Consider the following 18298-nt stretch of genomic DNA (forward strand, 5'->3'; position numbering starts at 1 on the left):
ATCCACGGAACCCTTTCGACCCGGTCCGTTCTATGTTAAGAAACTTTACTAACTACTAGACGGAGGCACGTCGTGAGTTCACCCACTCGTTCAGGGGAGCCACAGCCCGCCCTTGAACGCAAGATCGGCCCGATGCAGGCCACCGCGATCAACATGACCCAGATGTGCGGTATCGGCCCGTTCGTCACGATCCCCGCCATGGTCGCCACCATGGGCGGCCCGCAGGCGATGTTCGGCTGGATCATCGGGGCGATCGTCGCGCTGGCCGACGGGCTCATCTGGGCCGAACTCGGCGCCGCGATGCCGGGTGCCGGCGGCACCTACCTCTACCTGCGCGAAGCGTTCCAGTACCGCACCGGACGGCTGATGCCGTTCCTGTTCGTCTGGAGCGCGGTGCTGTTCATCCCGCTGATCATGTCCACCGGCATCATCGGCCTCGTCCAGTACCTCGGCTACCTGATCCCCGGCGTCACCGACGACGCGGGCACGACGGCGCTGGGCAAGATCATCGGCGTCGGTGTCACGCTCGTCATCGTGGCCGCGCTGTTCCGCAAGATCGGCCAGATCGGCAAGCTCACGACTGTGCTGTTCGTGGTCATGCTGATCGCGGTGCTCACCACGATCGTCGCGGCGTTCTCGCACTTCAGCGGCGCGCAGGCGTTCGCCTTCACCCCGGGCGCGTTCAGCTCGGCCGGTGAGGGCACGTTCTGGGGCGGCCTCGGCGCCGGCCTGATCATCGCGATCTACGACTACCTCGGCTACAACACGACGGCCTACCTCGGCGGCGAGGTCCGCTCGCCCGGCCGGACGCTCCCGCGGTCGATCCTGTTCTCGATCGTCGGCATCATGAGCCTCTACTTCCTGCTGCAGGTCGGCGTGCTCGGCTCGGTTCCCCTGGAGGAGCTGAAGACCGCCACCTCGGTGGCTTCGACCGTGCTGGAGCAGGCGTGGGGGAGCGTGACGGCGAAGATCGTCACGGTCCTCATCGTCATCGCGGCCGTCGGCTCGGTGTTCGCCGGCCTGCTCGGCGGCTCGCGCGTGCCGTTCGAAGCCGCGCGGGACAAGGTGTTCCTGTCGATGTTCGGCAGGCTGCACCCGAAGCTGAACCTGCCGACCGCCGGCGTGCTCACCATGGGCGCGATCACCATCATCGGTTCGCTGTTCACGCTGACCGACGTCATCAACGCGGCCGTCGCCACCCTGGTCATCATCCAGTCGCTGGCCCAGGTCGCGGCGATCGTGACGCTGCGCCGCCGCCAGCCGAACCTGAAGCGGCCCTACCGGCAGTGGCTCTACCCGGTGCCGACGCTGCTCGCGCTGGTCGGCTGGGTCTACATCTACGTCTCCGCGACCTGGCTCTCGATCGGGCTCTCGCTGGGCTGGATCGCCGTCGGCGCGATCGCGTACCTGATCTACGCCAAGGCCGAGCGCACCTGGCCGTTCGGACCCAAGGAGATCAAGGAGGCCTTCGCCTCCACGGAAACCGAAGGGGCACAGGCATGACGAAGAAGCTCGCGGCGCTGGCCGCCCTGCTCCTGGTGCCGGGGGTGCTGAGCGTCGCCGCGCCGGCCTCGGCGCGGGAGCCCTCGCAACAGGAAGCCACGAAACCCCACAGCCTGAGCACGATCGGTGCGCAGGGCTGGCAGGTGCTCACCACCGCGAACGTCAAGGACGGCGGTGAGAAGGTCTCCACACCCGGCTACGGCACCCGCGGCTGGCTGCCGGTCAAGCCGGACGACGCGGGCGCGCCCGGCACCGAGATCAACGCCCTGGTGCAGAACGGCAAGTGCCCGGACGTCTTCTACTCCGACAACATGCGCAAGTGCTTCGGGTACGTCGACAAGCTCGGTCCCGTCGTCACCAAGCCGTTCGCCGACCCGTGGTGGTACCGCACCGACTTCACCCCGCACTTCAAGAACGGCCAGCACGCGAAGCTGACCATCCCGGGCATCGTCGGCGAGGGCGACGTCTGGGTGAGCGGCAAGCTCGTCGCGACCAAGGACATCGTGAGCGGCGCGTTCGCCGGGCACACCTTCGACGTCTCGAAGCTGGTGAAGCCGGGCAAGAACACCCTCGCGATCAAGGTCTACCCCAACGACCCGCTGAAGATGTACACGCTCGACCAGGTCGACTGGGGCCAGATCCCGCCGGACAACAACACCGGCATCCAGTTCCCGCCGACGCTGCAGGTGAGCGACGCGCTGACCGGCGACAACGCCCACGTCGTGCAGGACAACGCCCCCGACCTGTCCAGCTCGAAGCTGACAGTGAAGGTCGACGTCACCAACGACGCGGCGAACCCGCAGACCGGCGACGTCGCCGCGACAGTCACCCCGCCGTCGGGGGCGCCGATCGTGGTCAAGCAGCGCGTCACGATCCCCGCGAACACCAAGCGGACCGTCACCTTCGCGCCGGTGAAGATCGGCAAGCCGAAGGTCTGGTGGCCGTATTCGATGGGCGACCAGCCGCTGTACACGCTGAGCACCGCGGTCTCGCAGAACGGCACGCTGTCGACGTCGTCGAAGAGCACCTTCGGCATCCGCACGGTGACCTCGCGCCTGGTCGGGAAGTCCGCGCCCCTGCCCGAGGGCGCGCGCCAGTTCACGATCAACGGCAAGGACTTCGTGTTCCGCGGCGGCGGCTTCGCGCCGGACCTGTTCCTGCGTTACGACCAGGCCGACACCGCGCACCAGATCGCGCTGATCAAGAACATGGGCCTGTCCGGCGTCCGCCTCGAGGGCCACGACATGCCGCAGGACTTCTACGATCAGGCCGACCGCGCCGGCTTGCTGGTCATCGGCGGGTTCCTGTGCTGTGACGCCTGGCAGCCCGAGGACGTCTCGACGCTGACCGAGCGCGACTACCGGATCATGCACGACTCGGCGTACACGATCGCGCAGCTGGAACGCAGCCACCCGAGCGTCTTCAACTACGGCTGGAGCGACAACGAGCCGGTGCCGCGCCAGGAGTCCGAGACGCTGAAGGCGTTCGAGGAAGCCGACTTCCAGGTGCCGGTGATCGCCTCGGCGGAGTACAAGAGCACGCCGACGCTCGGGCAGTCGGGGGAGAAGGAGGGCCCGTACGACTGGGTCCCGCCGTCCTACTGGTACGACACCTCGCACTTCGACGCCGACGACTCCTCCCGCACCAACGCCGGCGGCTCCTGGGGCTTCGCGAGCGAGCAGAGCGCCGGGCACACGGTGCCGACGCTGGACTCGATCAAGCGGTTCCTTTCGCCGGCCGAGCAGGCGAAGCTGTGGCAGGACCCGGCCTACAACCAGTACCACGCGAACTTCGAGCCCGGCCACGGCGGCTACAAGTTCGGCACGCTGTACACGCTGGACCAGTCGATCACGCAGCGGTACGGGAAGTGGAACTCGCTGAAGTCCTATGTGGACCTGGCGAACATCGCGAACTACGAGAACACGCGGTCGCAGTTCGAGGCGTTCCTGCACCACTCGACGGACAAGGACAACCCGTCGACCGGCGTCGTCTACTGGCAGCTGAACAAGGGCTGGCCGACGCTGCTGTGGTCGCTCTACAACGACGACGGCGACCAGGCAGGCGCGTTCTTCGGCGCCAAGAAGGCGAACAAGCCGCTGCACGCGATCTACGGCTACGACAACGGTTCCGTGACCCTGGACAACCTCGGTGCGGCTACGCAGTCCGGGCTTTCGGTGCAGGCCCGTGTCCTCGACACCGCGGGAAAGGTGCTCGACGACCAGACGGCGAACGGGATTTCGTTGGGCAGCCAGGGCGTCAAGACCGGCGTGCTGAAGCCGAAGGTGCCTGCCGAGACGAAGGCGCCGGCGCCCGCGCAGGTCTACTTCGTCGAGCTGCAGGTGAAGCAGGGCGGGAAGGTCGTCGACCGGAACGTCTACTGGCTCTCCACGCAGAAGGACGTCGTCGACTGGGGCAAGACGCTCGGCAACCCGCAGGCGACGCTGTCGCAGTACAGCAACCTGCAGGCCCTGCAGAACCTGCCGAAGTCGCAGGTCAGCGCGGTGGCGTCGACGCGCTCGAACGGGGGCGGCCTCGTCTCCACGGTGACCGTGACCAACACGTCGAAGACGCCGGGGGCGGCGTTCTTCCTGCGGGCCGACGTCCGCCGCGGCACGCCGGACGGGCGCGAGGGGCCGGGCGACAACCAGCTCGCGAACGCGACCTGGGACGACAACGACATCACGCTGTGGCCGGGCCAGTCGCAGACGCTGACCGTCACCTACCAGGCGTCCGACCTGCGGGGCGCCGTGCCGGTGATCAGCGTCGACGGGTTCACCACCGGCCGGATCGTGGTGAAGGCGGCCGGCGGGTACGGCCACCACGGGGACGCGGCGGTGGCGCCGCAGATCGAGGGGTTCAGGGAGTGAACGAGGAACGGATTCTCGGCATCGACTTCGGCGGCACGAAGGTGGCGCTGGGGCTCGCCGACCGCGACGGGAACCTGCTGGCCACGCGCCGGCTGGACACCGACGCGCAGGCGGGGGCCGATCAGGTGGTGGTGCGCGCGCTCGCCGGGGCCAAGGCGCTCGTGGCCGAGGCGGGCGCGGCGCCGGCCGCGATCGGTGTCGTCAGCCCGGGGATCGTGCTGCCGGAGGAGATCCTGCTCGCGCCGAACGTCCCGGGCTGGGAGGAGCTGCACCTGGCGAAGCTGGTGGCGGCCGAGTTCCCGGCCGTGCCGATCTCGGTGGGGACCGACGCGAAGGCGGCAGCACTGGCGGAGTGGCGGTGGGGTGCGCTGGCCGGGGCCGACCCGGCGGTGTTCCTCTCGCTGGGCACCGGCATCGCGGCGGCGGTGCTGGTCGGCGGCCGGTTGCTGACCGGCGCCAACGGAGCTGCGGGCGAGATCGGGTACAACCTGCTCTCGCCGCAGGACACCGAGGGTTTCGCGAGCGGAGCGGCGCCGCTTGAAGAAGCCGTCGGTGGGCGTGGGCTGGGCGGCCGGGCGAGCAGTCTGCTCGGCCGCCCGGTCACCGCGGGCGAGCTGTTCGCACTGGCCAAGGAGAACGTCGAGGCCAAGGAGCTGGTGACGGCGGCGCTCGACGAGCTGTCGATGCACGTGGCCAACCTGGCGATCATGCTCGACCCGCAGCGCATCGCGGTCGGCGGTGGGCTGGTGCGCTCGGCGGATGTCCTGCTGCCGGCGCTGGCGGACCGGTTGGCGCACGCGGTGCCGTTCCCGCCGGAGCTGGTGTCGGCTCGCTTCGACCAGGACGCGGCGCTGCTGGGCGCGGTGGCGCTGGCGTTGGGAGGTTAGGCCTCCGGGTGGTGCGCCGGTGCCCCGACCCGGTGCGCCACCCGGGTTCAAGCCGGGGGTGAAGGGGCCTTTTCTCGTGTGAGGTGCGAGGGAAGGCCCCTCCCGTGGGTCAGCCGGCGGCGTCGGCCGTCGCCAGTTCGGTGCGGCGGAAGGCTTCCGGGGAGAGCTGGAACCACACCAGCACCGCGCTGACCGCCTGGATCGCCGCGACCACCAGCCAGACGCCCCGCAGGCTCCAGTGCGCGGCGACCAGGCCGCCGGTCAGCGCGCCCAGCGGGGTCAGGCCCCAGGCCAGCGCGCGGTGGCTGGTCAGCACCCGGCCGAGCAGCGGGGCCGGGGTGAAGCGCTGGCGGCTGGACTGCGAGCAGACGTTCCAGATCAGCACCATCGAGGTCAGGAAGACCAGCACCACGCCGATCAGCGGCGGCCACGGCGGCAGTACGGCCAGCAGCAGCGGCGCCACCGCGCCGAGGCCCTGCGCTCCCCGCATCGACCACGAGTACCCGAACCGGTCGACGATCTTCTGGACGAAGAATGACGACGCCACCCAGCCGATCGCCAGGCAGGCGAGCAGCAGGCCGTAGCCGACCGAGCCGACGTGCAGGATCTGGGTCGCGTAGAGGACGAACATGGAGTTCCCGGCGCTGGCGGCGAACGAGCCGAGTGCGACGTTGATCGTGATCGACCGCAGCAGCGGCGTCCGGACCAGGTGCGTGAGCCCGGCCGACAGGTCCCGCAGCGGATGGGTCCGCGCGATGGTCCTCGACTCGGACGGGATGCGCCGCGCCATGAGCAGTGCCGCCAGCGCGCAGCCGGCCGCCAGCCACGCGGGCGCCCCGGCGCCGACGGCGAGCAGGAACCCGGTCAGCGGCGGCACGACGAACTGCACGACACCCCGGTCGATCACGGTGAGGCGCGCGTTGGCGTGGGCGAGCCGGTCCGGCTCGACGAGCTCGGGCACGAGCGCCCCGCTGGCGCCGTCCCCGAGCACCTGCGCGGTGGTGACGACGAAGGCGACGACGAGCAGCACGGGCAGGCTGAGCAGCCCGGCGGAGGCGACGGCGGCGAGCACGAGCGCGGCCCCGACCTGAACGGCGTAGGCCCAGGCGAGCACGGCGGTCCGCCGCACGCGGTCGATGAGCACCCCGGCGAACAGCGACAGCAGCAGCCACGGTGCTTGCCCGGCGATGCCGACGAGCGAGATCACCCGCGGATCGGTGGTGATGGAGACGGCGAGCAGCGGAAGCGCGGCGAGCATCAGCCCTTCGGCGGAGGAACCGGACACCGCGACGGCCTGCAGCCGCACCCACCTGTTCGTCACGCGCGAAGCCCCATGATCGGCAGTGTGCCGAAAAGTCGTAAGCAAGCCAAACTATTTTCCGGCGACGTCGATCACGCTCAGCGCCGCACCCGGGTCGACTCGCGGACGACCAGTTCCGGGGTGAACACCACTGCCTGGTGCTCCACCGTCGTGTCGGCCGTCTCCGCCAGCAGGAGCTCCGCCGCCGTGCGGCCGAGGCGCTGGGCCGGCTGGCGGACCGAGGTCAGGGGGACCGCCGCCGCGCCCGCGAACTCGATGTCGTCGTAACCCACGATCGCCATCTCCTCCGGGATGCGGACCCCGGCGCCGACCATCGCCTGCAGGACTCCCAGCGCCAGCAGGTCGTTCGCGCAGAACACCGCCGTGGGGCGGGGGCTCGTGCCCAGCAGGCGGGCACCCGCGTCGCGCCCCGAAGAGACGTCGAGGCCGATCGCCTCCAGGATCGTCAGCTCCGCCGCCGAGCCGGCAAGCGCCGAGCGGACGCCTTGTTCGCGGTCGCGGCATTGGGCGAGGATCGCGGGGCCGTTGACGAAGGCGATGCGGCGGTGGCCGGTTTCCAAAAGGTGGCGGGCCGCGAGGGCGCCGCCCGCGATGTCGTCCACCGCGACCGAGCTCGCCTCCGACGTCGGTGCCTTGCGGTCGACGAACACGTACGGCGTGCCGCTGCGGCGGAACGCGCGCAGGGCCTCGCCGGACGTCGCGACCGGGCTCAGCAGCACGCCGCGGACCCGCTGCTCGGCGAACATCGCCAGGTAGGACGCCTCGAGGTCGGACCGCTGGCCGCTGTTGCAGGTGATGATGTTGAGGCCGTCGGCGTGCGCGGCCTGCTCGGCGCCGCGGGCGACGTCGACGAAGAACGGGTTGCCGAGGTCCAGCACGAGCAGCCCCATGATCCGGCTGCGGCCGGCGCGCAGCTGGCGCGCCGACTCGTCGCGGACGTAGCCGAGTTCTTCGATCACCGACAGCACCCGGTTCCGGGTGGCCACCGCGACCACGTGCGGCCGGTTGACCACATTGGACACCGTGCCGATCGAGACGCCGGCCCGCTTGGCGACGTCCTTGATGCCGACCACCGCACCCCCTCGCAGAGAAGGGCGTGAGCCTATCATGAACTGAAACGTTTCAGGCGCTGATTCCCGCCGTTCGTCGGATGATCGCGGCACTAGGCTTCGCGACGGTGTTCCTGCCACTGGGAGGAGTCCGGGTGCGGATCTTCACGATCGTCCTGTCGCTGGTGCTGGCGTGGGTGCTCTCCTGGGCGGTCGCCTCGGCCGACCCGGTCCTCGAACACGACACCGACGACCCGGTGGCGGCCGCGCCCGCGGTCACCCGGCCGGACACGCCGCACTGCAGCGTGAAGCTCGCCGACGCCTTCCGCTCCAACGCCGCCGATGGCACGCCACAGTTCTACGAAGGCACGCTCGCGCCGCCGAAGGCCTGCCCCGGCCCGTGGGCGAAGATCGTCATGGATCAGACCGTGACCGTGAGCGGCCGGCAGTACGACCGGATCGGCGACCTCGCGATCGGCGGCACCGAGGTCTGGTGGGGCACGACCGAGGAGCCCAGCGGCGAGGGCACCCGGCCGATCACCTACCACTTCGACAAGGACCTCACGCCCTACAGCGCGCTGCTGCGCTCCCCGCAGCCCTTTCGCGGCGGGATCGAGAACTACAACTCGCCCGTCTACACCGGCGTGTACGCCCAGACCGTGACGCTCACCTACTACCAGGCCGACCGGAAGCACCCCGCGCCCGACACCGCCGACCACGTCGCCGGCTTCGGGCACGTCGACGCGACGCCCGCGGCGCCGACCGTGCACTTCAGCGCGAAGGACCTGCCGCGCAACATCACCCGCGCCTACCTCGAGGTGACCCTCGAAGGGCACGCCTGCGACGAGCAGTGGTTCGACGACGTCCCGGACGCGGTGTCGGCGAAGTACCCGGCGGCCGGGCTCTGCGGCAAGGGCCCCTACCGCGAAGCGAACTTCGCGCTCGACGGGACGCCCGCCGGCAGCGCGTTCACCTTCCCGCACATCTACTCCGGCGGGATCGTGCCGCAGCTGTGGCGGCCGATCGTCGCGATCGACACCTTCAGCCTGCAGGCCGAAACCTACGACATCACGCCGTTCGCGGGCCGGCTCGTGGACGGCGGTGCGCACGATCTCTCCTTCTCCTTCCCGGACATCGGCGGCGAATTCACCGTCGTGCCGACCCTACTGCTCTACACCGACAAAAAAGCCGCGCAGACGTCCGGGGCCCTGACCCGGCACGACGTTGCCCCGGCCCCGGCGCGGCACGAGACGGTGAAGGACATCCAGGACGGCGTGAACGTGACCGTGACGGCGAAACGCCACGACGTCACCGCGGGCTACGTCGACACCTCCGCGGGGCGCGTGTACTCGCGCGTCGAGCGCACTCGCGACTACCGCAACAGCGACGACGTCACCGGCGGCGGCTTCACCCAGCACGTCGTGCAAAGCGACTCGGGACAACAGACGTCGACGTCCACTGTGGACGGCCGGGTGCGCTCGGCCGCCCGGCACACCTGGTCCTACCCGCTGACCACCGACGCCACGGCGACCATCACCGACGACCAGAACCTCCGGATCTCCGGCTCGGCCGAGATGACGCAGACCCTCGCCGACCTCGCCGACGACGGCCGGGGCTGGCGGCCGGTCCGCGCGTCGACCGAGTGGCTGAGCTCGTCCGGCGTGCTGGCCCGCACGAACGGCGTCAACACCGAGGCCGACGGCCGCTCGCGCACGTCGTTCGCCGGTTCCGACGACCTCGGCCGGCCGTACTTCCACTTCGTCGCGAGCGAGCACGGCCTGATCACCGAGAACCGGGAGCTCCCGCCGCGGAGGTGAATCCCGTCTCGCGGCGCCTCACCCGATCGGGCTAGTGCGGTACTGTCGGATCCATGGGGAGTCTTCGCTCACGGGTCCTGGGCTGGGTCGGGCGACGGTATCTCGCGCGGCAGTCCAAAAAGGGCTTCGACCTCGAGAAGATGTCGTCCTTCCTGCCCGAGGCGGCGCTGCGGCCGCTCCGGCGTGACGGCCTCGACCCGGTCGCCGAGATCGGCGCGATCCGGGCCGAGGCACCGATCAGCAAGCTCGACCTTCCGTTCGGGATGAACGCCTGGCTGGTCACGGGCTACGACGAAGCGAAGGCCGTGCTCGGCAAGGTGACGGAGTTCTCCACCGACTTCACCAACCTGGTGGGCAGCGCCGGGGTGACCGAGGACCAGAACCCGGGCGGACTCGGCTTCGCGGACCCGCCGGTGCACACCCGGCTGCGCAAGCTGCTCACGCCGGAGTTCACCATGCGCCGGCTCAACCGGCTGACCCCGCGCATCGACGAGATCGTCGCCGAGCAGCTGGACGCGATGGCGAAGACCGAGGGCCCGGTCGACCTGTGGCAGGCGTTCGCGCTGCCGATCCCGTCGCTGACCATCTGTGAGCTGCTCGGCGTGTCCTACGAGGACCGCGAGGACTTCCAGCGGCTGGGCACCGCGCGCTTCGACCTCTTCGGCGGCGCGAGCGCGTCGCTCGGCGCGATGTCGGAGTCGCTGACCTACCTGCTCGACATCGTGAAGAAGCAACGGGAAGCGCCCGGCGACGGCCTGCTCGGCATGCTGATCAAGGAACACGGCGACGAGATCTCCGACCGCGAGCTGGCCGGGCTCGCCGACGGCGTGCTCACCGGCGGCCTGGAGACCACGGCCAGCATGCTCGCGCTCGGCGCGCTGGTGCTGCTGCGCGACGAGAAGGCGTTCGACGCGGTCCGCGGCGACGACCAGTCCGTGCACAAGTTCGTCGAAGAGCTGCTGCGGTACCTGACGGTGGTGCAGATGGCGTTCCCGCGGTTCGCCAAGGAGGACATGGAGATCGCCGGCGCGCGGATCTCCGAGGGCGACATCGTGCTGGTGTCGCTGTCGGCCGCGGACCGCGATCCGAAGCTGGGCGCGGACATGGAGAAGTTCGACGCCGGCCGCGAGCCGACGTCGCACCTGGCGTTCAGCTACGGCATCCACCGCTGCATCGGCGCGGAGCTGGCCCGGATGGAGCTGCGCACGGCGTACCCGGCGCTGGTCCGCCGGTTCCCCAACCTGCGGCTCGCGGTGCCGGCGGAGGAGCTTTCGTTCCGCAAGGTGTCCATTGTGTACGGTCTGGACGAGCTGCCGGTGCTGGTGGACTGAGCGTCAGTGCGGGATGGCCCGGCGCGGCCGTCGCTCGACGTGGTCCCGGTGGGCTTCGATGGCCAGCGCGACGTCGATGGCGGTATCGGTGTCGGCCAGTTCGGTGAGGTAGCCGACACTCTTGGCCAGGATCGCCAGGTCGGCGCTGAAGTAGACACCCATCAGCGGGTTCACGAACAGTTCGCTGCCCGCGGTGCGCGTGGTGAACTGCGCGTCCCCGAACTCGCCCCGCAGCGCCGCGGCGATCTGGCCCTGCACGATGCTCGGCCGGTCCGGGGTCGCGCGCTGCGCGTGCGCGACCGCGGCCAGGTACGCCCGGGCTTCGGCGGACGCCGACGGGATCGACAGCGCGCCGAGGTAGCCGCCCTCCCGGTCGAGCGCGGCGAGGTTCTCCAGGACGTGGGCGTGGCAGACGCCGTGGAAGGCGTCGATGCCGAAGCCGAGGCTGACGACGAGCCGGTCCACGCCCTCGAGCGCGGCGACCGCGGCGAGGCTGGCCATGTCCTCTTCGGGCGTGCCGAGGCCGGCCTCGTCGCCGCGCAGGAGGATGTCGGTGCCGCCGTCGACGAGCACGACGGTGTCCACGCCCAGGTGGGCGGCGAGGTACCGGTAGGCCTCGCGCAGCGGCCGGGCGCCGGTGCGCGGGAACGCGTGGACGACGGCGGGCAGGCCCTGGGTTTCGAGCCACCGGGCGAGGGTCCGTTCCGGGAAGTAGGCGTCGTCGCCCGCGCTGCCGGGGCGCACGGCGGCGACGCCGGGGGAGAGCCAGTCGTCGAGGTCGAGCCGGTTCAGGTCGCTGAAGGCGAGGTTCGCCAGGTGGACCTCTTTGCCTTGCGCTCGCAGGGCGACGGCGAGGGGAAGCCCGGCGTAGACGTCGAAGCCGCCGCCCGCGCCGGCGACGAGGACCCGGCGGGCGGGCCGGAGCCGGGTGAAGAGGGGCGGTTCGGCGAGGGTGAGCACTTCGCCATCCTACGGGGAGTCGGGAAGTCCTTTTTGGACCAGCCGAGGCGGGCTGGTCACGTGGCCGAGTTCCGCCGCTGATCACGCGAGTTCCGGCTCTGATCACGGGAAGTCGGGGTCAGTTCACCCCGCGGGGCCGGAACTGGATGCTGATCCGCGGCCCGACCGGCTTGGCCGTCTTCGGGACCGAGTGCTCCCAAGTTCGCTGGCAGCTCCCGCCCATCACCAGCAAATCACCATGACCCACCGGCCGCGCCAGTGTCTTGCCACCGCCGCCGCGCGGACGCAGAGCCAGGTTGCGCGCCGCGCCGACCGAGAGGATCGCGATCATCGTGTCCTCGCGGGCTCCGCGGCCGATGCGGTCGCCGTGCCAGGCCACGCTGTCGCGGCCGTCGCGGTAGTAGCACAGGCCCGCCGTGCGGAACGGCTCGCGCAGCTCCCGCAGGTAGTGCTTGCTCAGCGCCTCCCGCGCCGCGGCCAGCACGGGGTGGGGGAGTGGCACGCTCTCGCGGTAATAGCTCAGCAGCCGCGGCACGGCGACGACGCGGTCGTACATCTTCCGCTTCTCCGCCTGCCAAGGCACGCCCTCGACCAGCGCCGTGAACAGCTCGTCGGCACCCTCGAGCCAGCCCGGCTGGATGTCGACCCACGCGCCCGAGCCGAGGTCGGTCCGCTCGGGCGCGAGCGGGCGCAGCGAAATCGAGCCCTGGGTGGCGAACAGCGTGGACTGGAGACCCGGGTTCATGGTCTCCAGTCTACACCAAGATCGAACACCTGTTCTAGTGAATGACGTCGTAGACGAGCTTCTGGATGCCGTTGCCGTAGGACTCGCTCTCGACGAGCTTCAGGGCCTGCTTGTCCTTGTCGGTCTCGCTGAACAGCCGCTTGCCCGCGCCGAGCAGGACCGGGAACACCAGCAGGTGGTAGCGGTCGACCAGGCCGGCGTCGGCCAGGGCGCGGTTCAGCGCGGCACTGCCGTTGACGATGATCGGCCCGCCCTCGGTCTCCTTGAGCGCGGCGACGCCGTCCAGGGAGCGGAGGATGGTCGTCTGGCCCCAGTTCGTCACCAGGTCGGACTCCTGGAGCGTGGTCGACACGACGTACTTCGGCATCGCGTTGTAGGCCGCGAACTCGACCGTCATGCCCGGCCACACCGGCGCGAACGCCTCGTAGCTGACCCGGCCCAGCAGCAGTGCCGTCGCCTCTTCCTGTTCGGTGCCCTTCATCGCGTACGCGGCGGGGTCGAACTCGATGTCCTTGAAGGTCCAGCCGGAGTTGCGGTAGCCCGGCTCTCCGCCGGGCCCTTCGACGACGCCGTCGAGCGAGACGAACGAGGTGGAGATCAGGGTGCGCATGCGAATGCTCCTAGGTCGATCTTGCGTGCTTCCACCAGTGTGTCGAACGACGGCGGCCGGATTCGACAGCGTCGCGCGGAAAACTTCCGACGCACTGCCCGGCGCGAAAGTGGGTCTTGTCCGTGGCCGCCCGGACTCGTACAGTCACTCCCACGCCGGACAAAGGTCTGAACCTGTGTCCGGGTACCGCCGCCTCGAGTGACACAGGAGGTCGACGGTGCGCAAACTTCGCGGCGCGGGCGTGCTCGCGGCGGTCGTGACGGGGCTCGCTGTCCTGGTCCCGAACGCGGACGCCCAGGTCGGCGGCGGGTCCTGGATTTCGGACTCGCCGAGCTTCACCACACAGGAAAAAGGGTGCGGCGACGTCTCGGGCCTCACCTTCCAGCTCACCTGTTCGACGGCCAGTGGTGAGCAGCGGGCGGAACGCCGCTACACCACGTATTCCGGCGGCACCCACCAATTCGAGGGTTCCTTCAAGATCACCAGCATGTCCGGTTCCCGGATCAGTCTCAAGCAGACTTTCCGGGACGGGTCGAGCGCCGGGCCGTACTTCCTGCTGGCCGTCGAGAAGGGCGGCCGGATGTACGCGGTCGAAGGCGGGGCGACGCTGGGCAGCGGCGCGACCGTCGGCACGTCGGTGCGGGTCAACACGATCAACCAGGTCGGCAGCTCGCACAAGGTGTACCTCAACGGCTCGCTGAAGCAGACGATCTCGAGCCCGGGCGGCAGCTACTACGACAAGTTCGGCAGCTACCGCACGTCCAGCGGCGCGGGGCCGATCACCGTGACGTGGAGCGGGATCAAGTTCTGGCACAAGTGACGCCGGCGCGGCGTCCCCGGTGTCACGCCGGGGGCGCCGCCCAGGTGTCGAGGCCTTCCCACGCGGCCAGCCGGAGCCCGCTGGTGAACCGGCGGTGCGTCCCGGTGACCGGGTCGTCGAAGGCGAGGACGTGCGCCAGCAGCTGCAAGGGTTTCGTGAAGTCGCCGAGGGGCTTCTCCCGCAGTTCGGGGTAGAAGTCGTCGCCGAGGATCGGGACGCCGAGGCCGCTCAGGTGCACGCGCAGCTGGTGCGTCCGCCCGGTCGAGGGCCGCAGCCGGTACCGGCCCAGGCCGTCGCGGTGCTCGGCCAGCTCGACGTACGTCTCGGCGTTCGGCTCGCCCGGCACCTCCTGCGCGGCCAGCACCCCGCGTTCCTTGACGATCCGGCTGCGCACGGTCCGGGGCAGCGCCAGCGCCGGGTCGTGCGGTGCGATCGCCTCGTACTCCTTGTGGACCTTCCGGTCGCGGAAGAGCGTCTGGTACTTCCCGCGCAGCTCCGGCGTGATCACGAACATCACCAGCCCGGCGGTGACCCGGTCGAGGCGGTGCGCGGGGGAGAGGTGCGGCAGGTCGAGGTCGCGGCGCAGCCGCACGAGCGCCGTTTCGAGGATGTGCTGCCCGCGCGGGATCGTCGCGAGGAAGTGCGGCTTGTCGACGACCAGCAGGTGCTCGTCGCGGTGCACGACGCGGATGTCGAAGGGCACCGGCACCTCGTCCGGCAGGTCGCGGTGGAACCAGATGAACGAACCGGGCGCGTACGGCTCGTCGACGCCGAGCGGGCCGTCGGTGCCGTGGATGCGCTCCTCGCGCAGCATCTGCTCGATCCGGCCCGGCGTCACTCGCGGGAGCCGCTCGACGAGGTGCGCCAGCAGCGTCGGCCACTCGCCGTCGGGCAGTCTCAGCCGGGCGGGATCGAGCCCGTGGCGGGGCGGGATCGGGGGCCGGAGCTTGCGTCTCATCGTCCCCCGACTGTAGCTAACCCTCCGACGGCGTCCGGTACCGCGCGATGTACCGGGCCGTCGCCTCGGCGTTCTTCGACTCGGCCGCTTCGGCGCGCACGCGGCGGCCGGTGTGGTGCGGGAAGCCCTGCCGGCCGAGCCGGTGCTCGACGCTCTCCTCCATGTACGCGCAGGAGTAGAAGTACGCCACTAGCGCCGCCATGAGGACCAGCGAGAGGCGTAGCAAGATCGAGCCGGGCAGCAGCAGCCACACCGCGCAGAGGGGCACGATGCCGACGGAGCGCTGGAGCACGTACCGGGCGCGCCAGTGCTTGGACGTCGCGTCGTAGAGGGCCCAGTCCTTGTAGCGGTCCGGCAGTTTGACGCCGACGGCGTAACCGAACCAGCGGAGCACACCAGGTCGTTCCATGAGTTCTAGAGTACACTAATAGTTAGTGTACTAATTGTCTCGAGGGCCACGTTAGGATCGCGCCATGATCGACCTGGGTGAAGACCCGCTGAAGCTCGACCGGCAGGTGTGCTTCGCGCTGTCGGTGGCTTCGCGCAGCGTGATCGCGATCTACCGGCCGCTGCTGGAGCCGTACGGCCTGACCCATCCGCAGTACCTGGTGATGCTCGCGTTGTGGGAGCGGTCGCCGCGGTCGGTGAAGGACCTGGGCGCGTCGCTGAGGCACGAGCCGGCGACGCTGTCCCCGCTGCTGAAGCGGCTGGAGGCGCTCGGCTACGTCACGCGCAGCCGGAGCCGGGCCGACGAGCGCCAGCTGATCGTCGAGCAGACGGAGTCCGGGCGCGCGTTGCGGGCCGAGGCGGAGAAGATCCCGTATCGCGTCGTGGAGACGCTGGGGATGGAGGTTTCCGAGCTGGAGGCGCTCCACGGCGTGCTGTCGAGGGTCATCGCCGCGACCGCCTGAGGAATGTTCTTCTGCATGGCGCGTTGTCGTCTTCGAGGGCCGACTCTCGAGGGAGCAGTGTGCTGAAGATCAGGCTGGGCGTCGCGCCGGCGGCGGGGACCGGGCCGGCGGAGTTCGCCGGGCTGGCGCAGCGGCTGGAGGAAGCCGGCATCGATTCGCTGTGGCTGTCCGAGCTGGTCTACTCGCCCGAGGTCGACCCGATGATCGGCATGGCGCACGCGCTGGCGCGGACGTCGAAGCTCAAGGTCGGCACCGGCGTCGCGATCCTGCCGGGCCGGCACCCGGTGCTGGTGGCGAAGCAGCTGTTGACGTTGGCGGGGCTGGCGCCGAAGCGGGTCCTGCCGGTGTTCGGCCTACGCCCGGCGCGCGCGGCGGAGCACGACTTGTTCCCGGTACCGGCCGGTCGCCGGGCGGCGGTGTTCGACGAGTCGCTCGTGGTGCTGCGGCGGCTGCTGGAGGAGGACTCGGTGTCGTTCTCCGGTGAGTTCTTCCAGGTTTCCGATGTCTCTTTGGGACCGCGGCCGGCGAAGCGCCTGGACGTTTGGCTCGGCGGCTCGGCCCCGGCCGCCTTGCGCCGCACGGGCCGGTTGGCTGATGGGTGGCTGGGGAGCTTCCACACGCCTTCGCAGGCGCGTGACGCCGTCGTCGCGATTCAGGCCGCGGCGGCCGAGGCGGGGCGGGAGATCGAGGAGGACCACTTCGGGCTGAGCCTGGTGGTGGCGGACCGCGGCGTGCCATCCGGGCTGGCCGAGATGGCCGCCCGGCGGAGCCCGGGGGCGCGAGTCGAGGACTTGGTGGCGACGAGCTGGGCCGAGGCGCGGCGGTTGGTCGAGGAGTACATCGAGGCGGGGTTGTCGAAGTTCGTGATCCGGCCGGGGCACGGGGATTTCGACGAGTTCCTGGAGAAGTTCCAGGCGGAACTGGTGCCGCTGCAGAATTAGAACTCCAGCTGCTCCGCTTTCCGCGGCATCAGCAGCAGCGCCACGACCGAAACCGCTGCCACCACCAGCAAGCCGACGAACACGTAGTGCGTCGCTTCCGCCAGGGCGCCGCGGACGAACGTCGTCACCGGTGAGTCCGCGTGGCCGCCCAGCACCAAGCTCGTCGCGTCCACCGAGGGTGGCAGCTTGCCCGCCACCTCCGCCGGCGGTGAAGCGAACCGCGAAGCCAGCGTCGCGTTGGCGATCGCGCCGAAGACCGCCGCTCCCACCGCGCTGCCCAGGGACCTGCTGAACAGGTTCGTCGCCGTCACCACTCCGCGGCGGTCCCAGCCGACCACCGACTGGACCGCCACCAGCGTCGGGCTCGACGTCAGACCCAGGCCCAGACCCAGGACGAACGCCGCCAGCGCCGCCGCCCAGATCGACGACGACGCGTCGAGCAGCGCCACCAGAACCCCGCCGCCGACGACGAACACCGTGCCGATCAGGGCCGTGTCGCGGAAGCCGATGCGCAGGTAGATCTTGCCCGCCAGGGACGCCGAGAGCGGCCAGCCGACCGTCAGCGCGGCCACCGCGAACCCGGCGACCAGCGCGCCCGCGCCGAGCACGCCCTGCGCGTACGTCGGCAGGTACGACGTCAGCCCCATCAGGACCGCGCCGACCACCACCGCCAGCAAGTTGCCGCCCACCAGGATCCGGCGGGTGAACACCCAGAGCGGCAGCACCGGCTCGGCGGCGCGCTTCTCCACCAGCACGAACGACACCAGCAACACCGCGCCCGTGACGAAGATCGCCACGCTCGGCACCGAGCCCCACCCCCAGGCGACGCCGCCTTCGAGCAGGCCCAGGATCACCAGCGAGCAGCCGACTGTCAGCAGCGCCGCGCCCGTGTAGTCGACCTTGTGGGGCTTGCGCTCCACCCGCTCGGCGAAGTTGCGGAACAGCATCAACGCCGCGATCGCGCCCAGCGGCAGGTTGATGAAGAAGATCCAGCGCCAGTCCAGGTACTCCGCGAACACGCCCCCGAGCGTCGGGCCGACCACCGACGCCATGCCCCAGACGCTCGCGACGTAACCCTGCACGCGGGCGCGTTCCTCCACCGTGTAGAGGTCGCCGATCACCGTCATCGACATCGGCTGGATCGCGCCCGCGCCGATGCCCTGCACCGCGCGCGCCGCGATCAGCACCGGCATGCTCCACGCGGCGCCGCACAGCACCGAGCCGACGAGGAACGCCGCGATCCCGAAGAACATCACCGGACGGCGGCCGAGCACGTCGGCGAACTTGCCGTAGAGCGGGACGGTGACCGCCTGGGTGAGCAGGTAGACCGAGAACAGCCACGGGAACTGCGAAAAGCCGCCGAGGTCGCGCACCACCGACGGGACGGCGGTCGCGATGATCGTGCTGTCCAGGGCGACCAGGCCGGTGCTCAGCATGACCGCGATCAGCACCGGGCCGCGCTCCGAGCGGAACCCGACCCCCTTCACGCTGGTGGCGGGGGTGCTCGTCATCGGCGGGCTGCTCCTCGGGGCGGTCATGACCGGGGTCAACTACTTTGCAGTCCTAAGCATTCCATCC

16 protein-coding genes are annotated in these 18298 nt (G+C 70.3%); 8 read left to right on the forward strand and 8 right to left on the reverse strand.

Annotated features, from left to right (window positions below):
- Positions 1-132 precede the first annotated feature (132 nt).
- From AB0N03_RS16340 to AB0N03_RS16350, 3 genes are read left to right on the forward strand one after another with little or no spacing between them, the layout of a single operon-like run.
- A complete protein-coding gene (locus AB0N03_RS16340) occupies positions 133-1503 on the forward strand; it encodes an APC family permease (protein WP_364371505.1) in 1371 nt (456 codons plus the stop codon).
- Positions 1500-4370: a beta-mannosidase gene (locus tag AB0N03_RS16345; protein ID WP_364371507.1), complete on the forward strand. Its 2871-nt coding sequence runs from the start codon at positions 1500-1502 to the stop codon at positions 4368-4370. The genes AB0N03_RS16340 and AB0N03_RS16345 overlap by 4 nt, the downstream gene beginning before the upstream one ends.
- Positions 4367-5257, forward strand: a complete 891-nt coding sequence (locus tag AB0N03_RS16350) for an ROK family protein (protein ID WP_364371509.1) — start codon at positions 4367-4369, stop codon at positions 5255-5257. Before AB0N03_RS16345 ends, AB0N03_RS16350 begins: the two co-directional genes overlap by 4 nt.
- A gap of 109 nt (positions 5258-5366) precedes the next feature.
- Here the strand turns inward: AB0N03_RS16350 and AB0N03_RS16355 are convergent, their stop codons facing one another.
- A complete protein-coding gene (locus tag AB0N03_RS16355) occupies positions 5367-6578 on the reverse strand; it encodes an MFS transporter (protein ID WP_364371512.1) in 1212 nt (403 codons plus the stop codon).
- A gap of 77 nt (positions 6579-6655) precedes the next feature.
- Positions 6656-7651: a LacI family DNA-binding transcriptional regulator gene (locus AB0N03_RS16360; RefSeq protein ID WP_364371515.1), complete on the reverse strand. Its 996-nt coding sequence runs from the start codon at positions 7649-7651 to the stop codon at positions 6656-6658.
- A 131-nt stretch (positions 7652-7782) separates the two neighbouring features.
- Between AB0N03_RS16360 and AB0N03_RS16365 the strand changes: the two genes are divergently transcribed.
- Both AB0N03_RS16365 and AB0N03_RS16370 read left to right on the forward strand, forming a co-directional pair.
- Positions 7783-9444, forward strand: coding sequence for a peptide-N4-asparagine amidase (locus tag AB0N03_RS16365; protein WP_364371518.1), 1662 nt, complete (start codon positions 7783-7785; stop codon positions 9442-9444).
- Between the two features lie 53 nt (positions 9445-9497).
- Entirely contained in the window at positions 9498-10775 is a 1278-nt protein-coding gene (locus AB0N03_RS16370; RefSeq protein ID WP_364371521.1) for a cytochrome P450, read from the forward strand.
- Between the two features lie 3 nt (positions 10776-10778).
- On the opposite strand, the gene AB0N03_RS16375 is transcribed toward AB0N03_RS16370, so the two are convergent.
- From AB0N03_RS16375 to AB0N03_RS16385, 3 genes are all read right to left on the reverse strand, one after another.
- Complete coding sequence (locus tag AB0N03_RS16375; protein WP_364371524.1) at positions 10779-11735, reverse strand: DUF1152 domain-containing protein; 957 nt, start codon at positions 11733-11735, stop codon at positions 10779-10781.
- 118 nt (positions 11736-11853) lie between these two features.
- Entirely contained in the window at positions 11854-12480 is a 627-nt protein-coding gene (locus AB0N03_RS16380; protein WP_364371527.1) for an alpha-ketoglutarate-dependent dioxygenase AlkB, read from the reverse strand.
- 34 nt (positions 12481-12514) lie between these two features.
- Positions 12515-13090 carry a dihydrofolate reductase family protein gene (locus AB0N03_RS16385; RefSeq protein ID WP_364371530.1) on the reverse strand — a complete coding sequence of 192 codons (576 nt, stop codon included), beginning with the start codon at positions 13088-13090 and terminating at the stop codon, positions 12515-12517.
- Between the two features lie 241 nt (positions 13091-13331).
- Here AB0N03_RS16385 and AB0N03_RS16390 point away from each other — a divergent pair, with 241 nt between their 5' ends.
- Entirely contained in the window at positions 13332-13910 is a 579-nt protein-coding gene (locus AB0N03_RS16390; RefSeq protein ID WP_364371672.1) for a hypothetical protein, read from the forward strand.
- 22 nt (positions 13911-13932) lie between these two features.
- Here the strand turns inward: AB0N03_RS16390 and AB0N03_RS16395 are convergent, their stop codons facing one another.
- Both AB0N03_RS16395 and AB0N03_RS16400 read right to left on the reverse strand, forming a co-directional pair.
- Positions 13933-14868, reverse strand: a complete 936-nt coding sequence (locus AB0N03_RS16395; RefSeq protein WP_364371533.1) for an RluA family pseudouridine synthase — start codon at positions 14866-14868, stop codon at positions 13933-13935.
- A gap of 16 nt (positions 14869-14884) precedes the next feature.
- Positions 14885-15262 carry a DUF5313 domain-containing protein gene (locus tag AB0N03_RS16400; protein WP_364371675.1) on the reverse strand — a complete coding sequence of 126 codons (378 nt, stop codon included), beginning with the start codon at positions 15260-15262 and terminating at the stop codon, positions 14885-14887.
- 79 nt (positions 15263-15341) lie between these two features.
- Between AB0N03_RS16400 and AB0N03_RS16405 the strand changes: the two genes are divergently transcribed.
- Both AB0N03_RS16405 and AB0N03_RS16410 read left to right on the forward strand, forming a co-directional pair.
- Complete coding sequence (locus tag AB0N03_RS16405; protein ID WP_364371536.1) at positions 15342-15779, forward strand: MarR family transcriptional regulator; 438 nt, start codon at positions 15342-15344, stop codon at positions 15777-15779.
- A gap of 59 nt (positions 15780-15838) precedes the next feature.
- Positions 15839-16720: a TIGR03854 family LLM class F420-dependent oxidoreductase gene (locus AB0N03_RS16410; protein ID WP_364371539.1), complete on the forward strand. Its 882-nt coding sequence runs from the start codon at positions 15839-15841 to the stop codon at positions 16718-16720.
- Here AB0N03_RS16410 and AB0N03_RS16415 read toward each other — a convergent pair.
- A complete protein-coding gene (locus AB0N03_RS16415; protein WP_364371542.1) occupies positions 16717-18231 on the reverse strand; it encodes an MDR family MFS transporter in 1515 nt (504 codons plus the stop codon). The genes AB0N03_RS16410 and AB0N03_RS16415 overlap by 4 nt on opposite strands.
- Positions 18232-18298: the final 67 nt, after the last annotated feature.

Source organism: Amycolatopsis sp. NPDC051061 (assembly GCF_040682935.1).
Lineage (GTDB): Bacteria > Actinomycetota > Actinomycetes > Mycobacteriales > Pseudonocardiaceae > Amycolatopsis.

Excerpts from the sequence above, each read along its gene's own strand:
- AB0N03_RS16340 (WP_364371505.1), top strand. The coding sequence starts at position 133 with ATGCAGGCCACCGCGATCAACATGACCCAGATGTGCGGTATCGGCCCG.
- AB0N03_RS16345 (WP_364371507.1), top strand. The coding sequence starts at position 1,500 with ATGACGAAGAAGCTCGCGGCGCTGGCCGCCCTGCTCCTGGTGCCGGGG.
- AB0N03_RS16370 (WP_364371521.1), top strand. The coding sequence starts at position 9,498 with ATGGGGAGTCTTCGCTCACGGGTCCTGGGCTGGGTCGGGCGACGGTAT.
- AB0N03_RS16380 (WP_364371527.1), bottom strand. The coding sequence starts at position 12,480 with ATGAACCCGGGTCTCCAGTCCACGCTGTTCGCCACCCAGGGCTCGATT.
- AB0N03_RS16385 (WP_364371530.1), bottom strand. The coding sequence starts at position 13,090 with ATGCGCACCCTGATCTCCACCTCGTTCGTCTCGCTCGACGGCGTCGTC.
- AB0N03_RS16395 (WP_364371533.1), bottom strand. The coding sequence starts at position 14,868 with ATGAGACGCAAGCTCCGGCCCCCGATCCCGCCCCGCCACGGGCTCGAT.
- AB0N03_RS16405 (WP_364371536.1), top strand. The coding sequence starts at position 15,342 with ATGATCGACCTGGGTGAAGACCCGCTGAAGCTCGACCGGCAGGTGTGC.
- AB0N03_RS16415 (WP_364371542.1), bottom strand. The coding sequence starts at position 18,231 with ATGACGAGCACCCCCGCCACCAGCGTGAAGGGGGTCGGGTTCCGCTCG.